A 14,885-nucleotide genomic window follows, 5' to 3' on the forward strand; every position below is an offset into this window, starting at 1 on the left:
CAATCACATTAAATCTTTTTGTTTTTTTAATTAAACTTTTTACATTTATTTACACTATATTTTTTTGTACTCTTTTTTATATTTAAAACTAACTTAATATGTAAAAATAAATTCTTTTATCTTATATAAATTTGCTAAAAATAAGTGGAATAAATTTTAAGTCATTCTATTCTAAATTTAATTATGTAATTTAAATTTAGAAATACCCAACTTTAAAACTAAATTTATATGATAACTTACCGAAATCATAAATATTTTGATTCCGAAAAGCTATGAAAATATCGCTGAAGGTTCTAAGCCGCAGGTTGTATCCAATTTAGCATGCTCCAACTTTCCTAGGGAAGCTCGACTCATTACATTCGCTGAGGAAGTTCGAGAACCCAAAATAAAATTTTTGACTCTCACTTCACAAGCTAAATTGGAACAACCGTTAGCAGAAACATGACTCACGTTCGTTCACTGAGTAAGCGATTCTCACCAAATCAAAGATTTGGGTTCTCTGCTTAAGAACCTTTAACAGCTCATTTTCAAATGTTTTCTTCATATTATGACCCTTGTGGTTACAAATATATTTATGATTTCTAGTGAAGATATGAACTCAAAGTTTTAGCAACTTTGTAGATATGTTCATCTAATAAGCCTAATTCTTAAATTGTCTATCTAATAGGGTTTATTGATACCAATACATATCTACTGTTCAAATTTCCTGAATACCAGCGATATTGAAATTTTATAAGTTTGAATATCATTGTGGAACCCTATAGATAATCCAACTAAGACGCGAACTTATGCATATAACTCGCCGAAATGAATAACATAATTTATAAATTATGTTATTCATAAATTGAAGATAATATCTTCATTGGTGACAAGTTTCTGAGAAAAATATAACATACTAAAAAACAAAAAATAGAATGAAAACTTGTATATCAAAGACTAAAAAACTATTTAATAGATTTTTAGTTTCTAAAACAAATTTTCATTCTATTTAACTTTATTTCTTAATATTATAAATTCCGTTATTAATGTCTCTTTTGTCTTCTTAAGAAAACAGGTATGTCTAAATCATCTGGCTCATAATTGTTAGAATTCATTTCTGGCTCTTTTGCATCTACTGCAACTTCTTGTTGTTCTTTTGCAACTTCTTTAACTTGAGGTTGAACTTTTTTAGACTCTTCTGCTGTAGCTCCTAATGATAATCTGATGTTTTCACTTTCAAATCCAGTTGCTATAACAGTAATTTTTATTTCTTCCTTAAGAGTTTCATCTATAACAGCTCCCACGATTATATTAGCATCTGGATTTACAGCCTCACGAACAACATCCGCAGCATCATACACTTCTAATGCTCCAAGGTCTGCTCCTCCAGTAAAGTTTATAATAACATCTGTAGCTCCATCTATTGATGTTTCTAAAAGTGGAGATGAAATTGCTTGTTTAACAGCATCTTGTGTTCTAGTATCACCTTTACCGAAACCAACTCCCATATGAGCTAGTCCTTTATTAAGCATTACTGCTTTTATATCTGCAAAGTCAGCATTAATTACACCTGTTATTGTAATTAAGTCTGAAATAGCTTGAACACCTTGTCTTAAAACTTCATCAGCTAACTTAAATGAATCCAACAATGTTGTTTTCTTATCAGCCATATTAAGTAATCTTTCATTAGGAATTATAACTAATGTGTCAACTTTTTCTTTTAATGTTGCTATACCCATTTCAGCATGTCTCATTCTTCTTTTACCTTCAAAAGGGAAAGGTTTAGTTACTACTCCTACAGTTAAAATCTCCATAGATTTAGCAATTTCCGCTACTATTGGTGCAGCACCTGTTCCTGTTCCGCCGCCCATACCAGCAGTAATAAATACCATATTTGCTCCCTTTATAGAAGCTGTTATTTCTTCTCTGCTTTCTTCTGCTGCTTTCTTTCCTATTTCCGGATTAGCTCCAGCTCCTAGTCCTTTAGTTAGCTTCTCACCTATTTGAATTTTTTGATCTGCATTAGAAAGCATAAGTGCTTGCTTATCTGTATTTATTGCAATAAATTCAACATTTTTTAGTCCTTCAACTATCATTCTATTTACGGCATTACTTCCGCCGCCGCCGCAACCAATAACTTTTATATTGGTTAACTCTTGCATATCTGTCTCAAAATCTAACAAAACAATTCCTCCCCTTAAAAAATCTTATCAAAAAAAACTTTAACTTTTTTTAGAATATGATTTTCACCTTCATTATTGTGTAAATGTTCTTTTTCATTAATTACTTTATTATCATTATGTTTATTAGTTAGAATTATATTATCATTCTCTAATAAATTTAATCTATCATATACTTCTTTAGCAATAGCCATAGAAGTTATATTTTCTGAATTTTTTATTCCCAAATCATTTTTTCTTATAACTTTAGTTTTTATTTCGAAAATTTTACGAACGATTTCATCTATATCCTCAAAATAATTAACTCCATCCCCATATAGAATTATACTACAAATTCTATCATAATGACCAGTATTTTTTAATTTTATATTGATATGGCTTAATATTTCTTCAATTCTAGCATTTACCACTTCATAGAATAATTTCCTGGATACTTTAGTAGTTCCTACATCAATTTCTTCTTCAAGCGAATTATCCATATATAAAGCCTTATAATTGCTAGAGTAAATCTTTTTCATATTATCTGCTTTTAGAAACGAAAACTTCCCGCAAATTGCCAAATCTCTAGTTATATTTCTTCCACCTATTGGAATAGCATTTATGCTTTTAGGAATTCCATCTGTAAATAATACTATATCAGTAGTCCCAGCTCCAATGTCTGCAATCACTATATTCTCCATAGAGTTTTTTTCATTTAAGAACACTTGCTTCCCTACTAATATATTCAATTTTATAGATGCAATATCATACTCCGTTTTTCTAAAAAGTTCATAATATTTTTCTATTTCACTTTTAGCTGCTATTACTAAGGTGAGATTTATTTCAAGTTTACTTCCTTTCCAATTTAATATATCTTTTCTTATAACTTTGTTATCTAATATATAAAAATTGATAAGCACATCTACTATACATTCATCATTACTTAAAATAAAATCTCTTTGTGCATTTTTCAGCGCTTTTCTTATATCCGCACTTGTAACTTTTTCTTGAATATTAACTACAGTTGACGCTTCAGTAATTCTTACTTTATTAGAAGAAATTCCAATGGCTATTCTTTCACTTTTTACTCTTGTCTTTTTTTCTAAATCCTTTAATAAATTTACTGCAACATCTCTGCATTTATCAATATCTACTAACAAACCTTTCTCTATACCTGCTGATTTGCATGATTGAACTCCCAAAATTTTCAGTTCATCTTTTTCCCTAATCGCTACAGTAGCAGATAATTTTTGAGTACCAAAATCTAAGGACGTAATTATCTCTTGTTGCATGATTAAATCTTTCCCTTCTCCGCAGAAAAAAATCTACTAATTGCAATATATTCAACATATTTATTAAAATTCCTTTTTTATTTATGCAGTTATTATTTTTTATTTATTATTTCGTATCCATTTTTCATATTCTTCTCTCGATATAGTATTATTACTTACTAATCTTTTTAGATCCATCTCAATAGTCTGCATTCCAAATTTAGACCCCATTTGAATAAAACTGTTAATCTGCTCAAAATTTCCTTCTCTTATAAGATTTTTTATACTAGAGGTACATACCATAATTTCCATTGCAGCAGTTCTACCCTTTCCTGAAGCATTTGGCAATAATACCTGAGAAACAACTCCCCTAAGCAATGATGATAGTTGAATTTTCACTTCATTTTGGTGGCCTGATTCAAAAGAATTTATAATTCTATATATACTATTTGCTGCTCCCATATTATGCAAAGTAGAAAAAACCAAATGCCCTGTTTGCGCAGCTCTTAAAGCTATTTCAATTGTCTCAGGATCTCTCATCTCTCCAAGCAGTATAACATCTGGATCTTGTCTTAATGCCGCTCTAAGCCCCATTGCATAACTTTTTGTATCTTGTCCAACTTCCCTTTGATTTACCATTGATTTCTTCGTTTCATAGATATATTCTATTGGTTCTTCTAATGTAATTATATGCTTTTCTTTAGTCATATTTATTTCATTTACCATAGCGGCAAGTGTTGTACTTTTTCCTGATCCCGTTGGCCCAGTAACAAGAACCAATCCATCTTGTAATTCAGTGAAATCCTTTAAAGCTGGTGCATCTGATATATCCCTAAGCTTTGGTATAGCTTCCTTTATAACTCTCATACATATAGCATAATTACCTTTGCATTTAAATGCATTAACTCTGAAGTTACCTAAACCAGGCTTATTATATTTAAAATCTATTTCTCCATTTTCTAAAAACTCTTCATATTTACTTGGCATTAGATCTCTAATATATTCTCCAACAACTTCGTGAGGTACTGCATTTTCATCTGCAATAACCAAATCACCATCTACTCTTACCATTGGTGGCAATTCTGAAGTTAAATGAATATCTGATGCGCTAGTTAGATCAATTCTATCTAATAAGTTGTCTATTTTAGCCATAAGTTTTCTCCTCTATCCGTAATTTAAGAAAGTATATCTTATAAAAAATAAGGTGCTATATTAAAAATAGCACCCTTGTTTAAAGTATGTCAATATTCTTTATATAAATATAGAATATTTATCCTTCCAACTTCTTTTAACATTACACTAATATGAATGAAAATGGATATTATTAAGTACATATATACTAAATAGCAGCGCATCGCTTTATAGTGATAAAGATTTATAATTCTCTATGCACTAAATTAATTTTTAGTAAATAACTCTTTTTTTAATTTTTTTAAAGCTTTTTTTTCTATTCTCGATACATATGATCGTGAAATTCCTAAATTTACTGCTATTTCTCTTTGTGTTTTGCATTTTCCATCAATTAATCCATATCTCATTATTATAATAGCACTTTCTCTTTTGGTTAATGACTCAATCAACTTTTTATACAGAGCTCTAACTTGTAAATTGCTTTCAACTTTTTCTAAGACACTATCTTTTTCACTGCTTAGTATATCCATAAGACAAAATTCATTTCCTTCTTTATCGACTCCGATTGGATCTTGAAGATAAACTTCACTTTTTTGCTTTTTACTATTTCTAAACAGCATTAGGATCTCATTTTCTATACATCTAGAAGCATAAGTTGCAAGTCTAGTACCCTTCCCTGCATCGAAAGAATCGATAGCTTTTATTAATCCAACAGTACCAATTGAAATTAATTCATCTACATCCTTATTAGGAAAAGAATATTTTTTTACTATATGAGCTACTAATCTTAAGTTTCTTTCAATTAAAATACTTTTGGCATTTTTATCTCCTTCTTTAAATTTTTTCAAATACATTTGTTCTTCTGTTTCATCTAAAGGTAATGGAAATGTATTATTGTTTGTTACATATCCAGTTAAGAATAGTGAATTTAATATTAGGTCTATAAAGCTATTTAATATAAACACCTTTTTCCTCCATAGCAGTGCTTGATATTATAATATGTTGGAGTACCAAAAAAGTTGCTTATACATTTTTATTTTTTATATTTATATTTTAACATATAGGTTCTAAATAGTATGATTTATTCTTCATAAAATTATTTGGTTTACAGTATCTGATATTATAATATACGTTCTTATGAATTAAATTTTTTAGAACATATATATTACAATAAAGTTTTCAGATTATAATTTTAATTAATTCCTTAGATTACTAGAGGTTCAGCTTAAAATTTATTATTGCACCATATATAATATAGTAATGCTTAAATTCTATTACTTTGCATTTAAAGTTTTAACTATATCTTTAAATATTGGTGCTGCAGTATCACCACCACCAAGATCTTCATTATTAGCATCCTTATCCATCTGTATACCTGGAGTAAATACTACCATAGTATAGTTTTTTCCTCCTGCACTAAAATATCCAGCAAACCATCCATGGGTTTTACCTTCACTACCTGTTGCCGAACCAGTTTTACCGCCTATATCAAGATCTGACTCATAGGCCTTTATTCCTGTTCCTTTCAAAACAACCTGCCTCATTTCATTCTTAACTATTTTTGCTGTTGTTTCACTAAATACTCTCTTTTTATCAGTTTTAAACTCTTTTATTAAATTATCATCTTTATCTAAAATACCTTCGACTAAATATGGCTTTTCATAAACCCCATTATTAGTTATAGAATTTATAGCTCCCAGCATCTGAATTGGAGTTACATTCATGCATTGTCCTATAGATATATTGTTTATTCCAGATTCCTCTTCTGGTTTAACACCTTGTGCCTCTTTTACAATTCCACTATTTAAATTCAGTACTCTATCATATAATCCTAATTTCTGTGAGTAATCCATTAATTTATCATAGCCAACTTTTGCTCCTATATCGGCAAATACATCATTAGAAGACTTTTCAAAAGCCTGCTCAACTGATAATTTACCATATACTTTTCTATCTATCTTACCTGCTCCAACAAATGTATCATTTATATTTATAAGCCCCATGTCTAAAGCTGCACCGAGTGTTATCACTTTATAAATAGATCCGGGTTCATATCCAATTTGCTGTATACCTAAATTCACATTCGCAGCACTTTCATCCTTTTGAACCATTGCCCTAATTTTACCTGTATCACTTTCCATTATAGTGACCCCTACATTGCTTAAATATGAATATTCCTCTTTATCCAAAATATCTCTTATTTTATTTTCAATCTCACTATCAATAGTTAATTTTAAATTTTTATTATCATCGCTTATGCTTACTGATTGTTTCGCGTAAACGGCTTTATTATCTAAATAAAATTCGCTTTTGGGTTTTTCATTATCTTTTAGATAATCGTACATATCACCTTCAAGAGTTCCTGCTTCATGCTCCTCATCTAATATTTTGGATAACATACTGCTGACACTCCACGCTTTTTTAGTATCTACTTCATCAGAAATATAAGTATATATTCCTTTTATATTTTTTAGATTATTAATTTTGTTATATGTATCCTCTGATATGTTAAAATATAATTTTCCACTTTGTTTCATTATATCTGAATAACTAAAATCAGGATTTTCAGATTTCATTATGAAATTAAACGCCATTAAATCCTCAAGTGTTTCTTCATAATTATTTAAACTGAATGGTCTGGTATCAATGACAAGTACGTATTTTTTGTTATACTTCATTAAATCTTTCCCATTAGTGTCTAAAATCATATAATTCATATTGCTAATATTTTCTTCTTGGTGATTTTGATAAGAACTCACAACTCTTTCAGATGGATATATTTGCAATATTGTTAAACGCGCTGTTAACATAACAATTACAGTCATAAGCATAGCTAGAATCTGAATTAATCTCTTATTTCTATCAAATTTTTCAGTAAAAATGAAAAACACCTCCCTCTCTAGCTTAGATTCTAGCCTTAAAGGAGATATTTTATTCAAAATATCTAGACTTATATATCTCTATAGATAGACCAAGTGAGACCTAAACTTACGCTTATAGCTATTATATATACCAAAATCAAATACATTTGAGCTTTATAATTAATTAGTACCATAAAAATTTTGCTTAAAGCACAAAACGGGAGATTGCACCCCTTTAGCCTACTCCAAATGTGAGATTTGGAGTAGCAAAAGAGGAACAACCTCCCATTAAATAAACTATTCTTTGTCTTTAACAATTAAATCTTTTTCTTTTAGAGGAATATCTACTCTAACTTTGTATATCATTTTTGCTCTATTTGCTGACTCTATTGGAGTTCCGTTTTCTTCTGTCATATCATGAAGAACAACTTCGAAATTATCTCCTTCTGGTCTTAAAACTTCTACTGTATCACCATTTAATACTTTGTTTTTTTGTTCAATGGTTGCTATTTTTGTTTCTTCATCGTATGCTCTTACTATTCCTATTATATCTGCATGCCTTATATACGCTGAATCTTCGTATACTTGCTCTCCACTTTGGCCATAGTAAAAACCTGTATGATAAACTCTATGACTTACTTTATTTAAGTTTTCCATCCACTTTGGATCGAATTTATAATTATCTGGATCTTTCATATATGCATCCACTGCCTGCCTATATGATTTAACTACTGCTGCAACATAATATAAACTCTTCATTCGTCCTTCTATTTTTAGAGAGTATACTCCAGCCTTTATAACATCATCTATATGTTCAATCATACATAAGTCTTTTGAATTCATTATGTATGTTCCATTTTCATCTTCAACTACTGGATAAAATTCATTTGGTCTCTTTTCTTCTACCAAATGATATTTAAATCTACATGCTTGCGCACAAGCTCCTCTATTAGCATCTCTTCCAACCATATAATTAGAAATTAAACATCTTCCTGAGTAACTTATACACATTGAACCATGCACAAATGCTTCTATCTCACATTCCTCTGGTAAGTTATCTCTCATTTCTTTTATCTCAGTTAAGCTAAGCTCTCTAGCCATTACTATTCTCTTAACACCTTGTTCATACCAAAACTTAGCTGCTCTCCAGTTAACATTATTAGCTTGAGTGCTCAAGTGAATTTCTAAATTTGGTGCAACTTCTCTAGCTGCTGAAATTATTGCTGGATCTGATGCTATTATTGCATCAACACCTGTTTCATATAATTCCTTTATATAATCTTCTACTCCACCTAAATCTGCATTATGAGGGAAAACATTCATAGTTACATAAACTTTTCTATTTCTATCATGAGCATATTTCACGCCTTCTTTTAATTGTTCATTAGTAAAATTATCTGCAAATGCTCTTAAATTTAATTTACTTCCACCAAGATATACAGCGTCTGCTCCAAAATCTATTGCTATTTTAAGTTTATCTAAATTTCCTGCTGGTGCTAAAATTTCTGGTCTTATCATTTTAATTTACCTCCTCTTTGTAACTGCAATCCCATCTCCCATTGGTATGACAGATGTAATTAAGTTTTCATCTTGAGTAACTAATTCCAAATAAGTCCTCATTCTCTTTACTATTGTAATTTTTCTTCTTTTAACTAATTCTTGTGATGCTACCATACCTCTAAATAAAACATTATCAGCAACTATTACTCCATCTGGATTAAGTAATCTTAAACAGTGTGGCAAAAAGTGGTTGTAATGTCCTTTGCCTGCATCCATAAAAATCAAATCAAAAGGTTCATTTAATTTTTCTAAAATCTCTAAGCAATCGCCTTCTTCAATCTTGATCTTATGGTCTAAATTAAATTTCTTTAAATTAATATTTGCAAGTTCAATCATTCTTTCATCACGTTCTATTGTAACAATTTCCGGTTCTGTTCCCGCAGCTTGATACATTAGTATTGATGAAAACCCTATTGCTGTTCCAAGTTCTAATATTCTTTTTGGTTTCTTCATACTAGTCATGAATTCTAGAAATACACCTGTTTCTTTTTGAACAATAGGTACCCCATTTTCTCTTGCAAAAGCTTCTATTTCCTTTAATGTCCCTTCTCTCTCGGGAATTAAACTTCTAATATATTCTTCCATATAGTCATATGTGATTTCGCTCATGAATTTCCTCCATAAATCTGTATTATAGATAAACAAAAAACAACTTAAATTATCAATTCACAACTATCGATTGTGCATTGTGAATTGTGCATTACAGTTAGTATCCCAATTCTTTTTTCTTATTTAAAAAATCTTCATAGTTATTAGTAAAATAATGTGCTCCATCATCTTTCATAATATAATATAAATAATCTGTCTTTTCAGGAAGCAATGCTGCCTTAATGCAGTCTAAACCTGGATTTGCTATAGGACCGACTGGAAGGCCTTTATACTTGTATACATTATATGGCGAATCCACTTCTAGATGCTTGTTTAATACTACATCAACATGATATCCTAATGCATAAATTACTGCTGCATCTATTTGAAGTTTCATATCTTTTTCTAACCTGTTGTAAATAACCGATGATATTAATGGTCTGTCACCAGGCACTCTTGCTTCTCTTTCTATCATAGACGCTATAGTAACTATTTTTTCTACATCTTCATCATTTATTTCAACTTTAGTTTCATCTTCAGCCTGCTTAAGCACATCTTCAAATCTATCTAGCATAGATTTAATTACTTCATTTGCATTTGACCCTTTTTCTATTAAATATGTATCAGGATATAAATACCCTTCCAAATTATATCTCTTCTTGTTATTATTTTTCACAAAACTAGGTAATTTGTAATCTTTAACATCTTTAATAAATTCGTCTTTAGAACAAATACCTTTATCTTCTACGCTTTTAGCAATATCTTCTATAGAATAACCTTCTGGTATAGTTAATTTAACTAAATCCTTATCTCCATCCTTATTTTCTAAAGATTTTATCAGCTCTTCTAAGGATGAATTTGTATTGATTTCATATATACCTTCTGTTAAGTTTACTTTTCTTTTATCTATAGCCAGATTTACTTTAATAAGAAGTTTATTGGTCAATTTATTTTCTTTGTCCAACCTATCCAATACATCATAAAAACCTTCGCCTTGTTTGACTTCAATTATAATTGAGTCTTCAGCTGACTTTAATGGTTTTCTTATGGTACTACTATAAGATATTACAAACGTCAGAGTTATTACAAATAAAAATAATATGATTAACAGTATTAGCTTTCTAAAAGATTTATATTTATTCATAAACTTTTTCTACTTTCTCCTAGATATAATTAAAAGTAAATAGCCAAATAAAGACCATTTACTTTAATTATATTTATTTTATTTAATAGTTAAAGTATTTTCAGCAAATTATTTTTTATTTCTGCTAATCATTCTTCTTCTTTCAGCACTATCCAATACTCTTTTTCTCATTCTTATATTCTTTGGTGTAACTTCTACCAATTCATCAGCATTTATAAATTCTAAACATTGTTCAAGAGACATTTCAACTGGTGGAGTTAATTTTAATGCATCATCAGCACCTGATGATCTTGTATTAGTAAGTTTCTTCATTTTACATACATTAATTTCAAGATCTTCTGCTCTTGCAGAAACCCCAACAATCATACCACCATATACAGGAACACCAGCACCTATGAATAATTGACCTCTTTCTTGAGCACTATATAATCCATATGCTATTGAATCTCCTGCTTCGAATGAAATTATTGATCCTCTGCTTCTTCCTGGAATATCACCTTTGTATTTTTCATAAGAATGGAATACGTGATTCATAATTCCATTACCTTTTGTATCAGTCATTAATTCACTTCTAAATCCAATAAGACCTCTAGCTGGAACTGTGAATTCTAACCTTGTATATCCATTTACTGCAGATGTCATATTAACCATTTCTGCTTTTCTTGGTCCTAACTTTTCCATAACAGGTCCCATAAATTCTTCTGGAACATCAATTGTTAAGTACTCAATTGGCTCTTCCTTATGGCCATCTACTTCTCTAAATATAACATTTGCCTTTGAAACTTGGAATTCATATCCTTCTCTTCTCATTGTTTCAATAAGAACTGAAAGGTGAAGTTCTCCTCTTCCTGAAACTTCAAAACAATCTGGAGTAAGTTCTTTTACTCTTAAACTTACATTTGTTTCAAGTTCTTTCATTAATCTATCTCTTAAATGTCTTGATGTTACGAACTCACCTTCTTGACCTGCAAATGGTGAATCATTAACCATGAAGTTCATATTTAATGTTGGTTCATCTATTTCAAGGAATGGTAATGCTTCTGGCGATGATGAATCTGCTATAGTATCACCTATATTAGCATCAATAACACCACTTACTGCAACTATATCTCCCATTGAAGCTTCTTCTGCTTCTTCTCTCTTTAACCCTTTGTACGTAAATATACTAGTTATTTTGTAATTAGCGCTTGATCCATCATTCTTTAATAAAGCAACTGTTTGATTTCTCTTTACTGTACCTCGATGTATCTTACCAATTGCAATTTTCCCAACAAATGCATTTGTATCTAGTGTACTAACAAGCATTTGAAGTGGTTCATCCATATATCCTTCTGGTGGTGCAACATATTTTAATATTGTATCAAATATAGGAGTCATATCGTTATTTTGATCATCTACATTATATCTTGCAAAGCCTTCTCTAGCTGACGCATAAATAATTTGGAAATCTAATTGTTCATCATTAGCTCCAAGTTCTACGAATAGATCAAATACTTCGTCAATAACGTCTGTTGGTCTAGCATTTGGTTTATCTATTTTGTTAATTATAACTATTGGCTTTAAACCTAATTCTAATGATTTCTTTAAAACGAATTTAGTTTGTGGCATTGGTCCTTCATAAGAGTCAACAACAAGCAAAACTGAATCAACCATCTTAAGTACACGTTCAACTTCTCCACCGAAATCAGCATGCCCTGGTGTATCTACTATATTTATTTTTATATCATTATAAATTACTGCAGTATTCTTTGAAAGAATTGTAATTCCTCTTTCTTTTTCTAAGTCATTAGAATCCATAACTCTTTCTTCTACTTTTTCATTAGCTCTAAATGTATGGCTTTGTTTTAATAAAGCATCTACTAAAGTTGTCTTACCGTGGTCAACGTGGGCAATTATAGCAATATTTCTTATATCTTCTCTTTTAATTAATTCCATTATTATTCCTCCAAACAGCAAGCAAGCTGCGAATTTTTCTTTTATAGTTTATCTTTAGTTTGTATATAAATTAGTTAAAATTTAAGTATACATTGTAAATAACTTCATAACTATTAATATATTATTCCTATATATTATAAATAAATTACGATAAAATTTATTCACACATTAATGTAAACCTATAACTGTTTTTTTCCAAAAGAAAATTGGATACTTAAAGTATCCAATTCCTACACAACTATTATAAATTCTACTCTTTTCATCAAAAAAAGTCAACCCTATTCCAAAGAATATATATTTAACAATTTAATATTTCATTAATTCATAATTTAATTATTAATAATAAAATATATTCTCTGCAGTTTTAGAATTGTTATTTTCTTTCATGTTTCTAAAACTCCATAATTATTGGTAATATCATAGGTTTTCTCTTAGTCTTTTCGTAAAGATACTCTCTAAGCTGATCTCTCATCTTAGATTTTAATGTAGCCCAGTCAGTAATCTGTTTTTCTTCACAAGTCTTTAATACAGATTTAACAATTTCTCTTGCTTCATCCATAAGACCTTCAGATTCTCTGACATAGACGAATCCCCTTGAAATTATATCTGGACCGGATACAACTCTTCCAGTTTGTTTTTCTATTGTTACTACTATTGTTAAGATACCATCTTGTGAAAGATGTTTTCTATCTCTCAAGACAATATTTCCGACATCTCCAACACCGAGACCATCAACAAATACTTGACCTGATACAACAGTTCCATTCTTTTTAATATAATTTCTCGCTACTTCAATTACATCTCCATTTTCAGGTATTAATAAATTCTTTTCTGAAAGTCCAACTTCCATAGCTAATTCACCATGCTTCTTCAAATGTCTATATTCACCATGAACTGGCACAAAGAATTTTGGTTTAACTAAAGCCTGCATTAATTTAAGTTCTTCTTGACAGGCATGACCTGAAACATGAATCTTTTCTTGAGAATCATATATAACTTGAGCACCCTTTTTAAATAGTTGATTTATAACTTTTGAAACAAATTTTTCATTACCTGGTATAGGTGTTGCTGAAATAATTACTGTATCGCCTGGAATCACATTAATTTTTCTATGTTCCGATGCTGCCATTCTTGCAAGAGCAGACATTGGTTCCCCCTGACTTCCAGTTGTTATTACAACAATTTTTTCATTTGGATATTTTGAAATTTGATCCACTGGAACAAGTACATCTTTTCCAACTGTAAGATATCCAAGTTCTATTGCAACTTGAACGATATTTTCCATACTTCTTCCTGAAACTGCTACCTTCTTTTCATAAGCTTCAGCAGCCGTAATTATTTGCTGAATTCTGTGAACATTAGATGCAAATGTTGCAACTATCAACCTGCCCTTAGCCTTAGCAAAAAGCCTTAAGAAAGTTTCTCCAACAACCTTTTCTGTCATAGTATATCCCGGTCTTTCAACATTTGTTGAATCCGCCATTAATACTAAAACTCCCTTTCTTCCAAGTTCAGCTAATCTTCCAAAATCCATCATTTCTCCATCAATTGGTGTGTAATCAATCTTAAAATCTCCTGTATGAAGTACTACCCCAAGTGGTGTATGAACCGCAATTGCAACTGAATCTGCAATTGAGTGATTAGTCTTTATAAATTCAACTGAGACGCTATCAAGTTTAATTATATCCTTTGGCTTTACTCTTACTAGCTCTGTTGAAGATAACAAACCATGTTCTTTTAGTTTTGTTTCAACTATTCCAAGAGTAAGCTTAGTGCCATAAACAGGAACATTTAGTTGTCTAAGCACATACGGCAACGCTCCTATATGGTCTTCATGTCCGTGAGTTAAAAATATCCCCTTGATTTTCTCTGAATTTTTGATTAGATATGAAACATCTGGTATTACAATATCTATTCCAAACATATCATCATCCGGAAATTTTAGTCCACAGTCTATAATAATAATATCTTCTTTATATTCTATAGCTGTTATATTTTTTCCGATTTCGTTTATACCACCAAGAGGAATTATTTTTATCTTCGCTCTTTCATTTTTCATACTTCCCCTCCTTTTTCCTAATATTATTTATAAACAAAGGTTCTTTCTTTAGTATTAAAAAATAACAAGTCCTATGTGACAATATATTTTACATTAATATAGGCGACCTTAATCCACATTCCAATCTATAAGCCTATATTGCTTTATTTAGCATATAAGGTTTAGCCATATTAATTCACTTTAAATATATATACCTCA

Annotated in this window: 10 protein-coding genes; all 10 read right to left on the reverse strand. The window is 30.0% G+C overall.

Going from position 1 to position 14,885, the window contains the following annotated elements; translation table 11 throughout:
* Positions 1-1,022 precede the first annotated feature (1,022 nt).
* A complete protein-coding gene (gene ftsZ, locus ACJDTP_RS00625) occupies positions 1,023-2,162 on the reverse strand; it encodes a cell division protein FtsZ (RefSeq protein WP_406760198.1) in 1,140 nt (379 codons plus the stop codon).
* A gap of 14 nt (positions 2,163-2,176) precedes the next feature.
* Entirely contained in the window at positions 2,177-3,430 is a 1,254-nt protein-coding gene (locus ACJDTP_RS00630; protein ID WP_406760199.1) for a cell division FtsA domain-containing protein, read from the reverse strand.
* 99 nt (positions 3,431-3,529) lie between these two features.
* Positions 3,530-4,561, reverse strand: coding sequence for a type IV pilus twitching motility protein PilT (locus ACJDTP_RS00635; protein ID WP_017210787.1), 1,032 nt, complete (start codon positions 4,559-4,561; stop codon positions 3,530-3,532).
* A gap of 245 nt (positions 4,562-4,806) precedes the next feature.
* Entirely contained in the window at positions 4,807-5,505 is a 699-nt protein-coding gene (sigK, locus tag ACJDTP_RS00640) for an RNA polymerase sporulation sigma factor SigK (RefSeq protein ID WP_011968455.1), read from the reverse strand.
* 309 nt (positions 5,506-5,814) lie between these two features.
* On the reverse strand, positions 5,815-7,431 hold the full coding sequence (locus tag ACJDTP_RS00645) for a penicillin-binding transpeptidase domain-containing protein (protein WP_406760200.1): 1,617 nt from the start codon (positions 7,429-7,431) through the stop codon (positions 5,815-5,817).
* Positions 7,432-7,698: 267 nt separating this feature from the next.
* Positions 7,699-8,919: a peptidase U32 family protein gene (locus tag ACJDTP_RS00650; RefSeq protein ID WP_065415697.1), complete on the reverse strand. Its 1,221-nt coding sequence runs from the start codon at positions 8,917-8,919 to the stop codon at positions 7,699-7,701.
* A 6-nt stretch (positions 8,920-8,925) separates the two neighbouring features.
* Positions 8,926-9,570, reverse strand: coding sequence for an O-methyltransferase (locus ACJDTP_RS00655; RefSeq protein ID WP_041894900.1), 645 nt, complete (start codon positions 9,568-9,570; stop codon positions 8,926-8,928).
* A 97-nt stretch (positions 9,571-9,667) separates the two neighbouring features.
* Positions 9,668-10,693, reverse strand: coding sequence for an endolytic transglycosylase MltG (gene mltG, locus ACJDTP_RS00660; protein WP_168981791.1), 1,026 nt, complete (start codon positions 10,691-10,693; stop codon positions 9,668-9,670).
* 108 nt (positions 10,694-10,801) lie between these two features.
* The gene (typA, locus tag ACJDTP_RS00665) at positions 10,802-12,628 is read right to left on the reverse strand and encodes a translational GTPase TypA (RefSeq protein WP_077839697.1); all 1,827 of its coding nucleotides are present in this window, start codon (positions 12,626-12,628) and stop codon (positions 10,802-10,804) included.
* A 391-nt stretch (positions 12,629-13,019) separates the two neighbouring features.
* Positions 13,020-14,687: a ribonuclease J gene (locus tag ACJDTP_RS00670; RefSeq protein WP_077839698.1), complete on the reverse strand. Its 1,668-nt coding sequence runs from the start codon at positions 14,685-14,687 to the stop codon at positions 13,020-13,022.
* Positions 14,688-14,885 lie beyond the last annotated feature (198 nt).

It is taken from the genome of Candidatus Clostridium helianthi (assembly GCF_045310795.1).
Lineage (GTDB): Bacteria > Bacillota > Clostridia > Clostridiales > Clostridiaceae > Clostridium > Clostridium helianthi.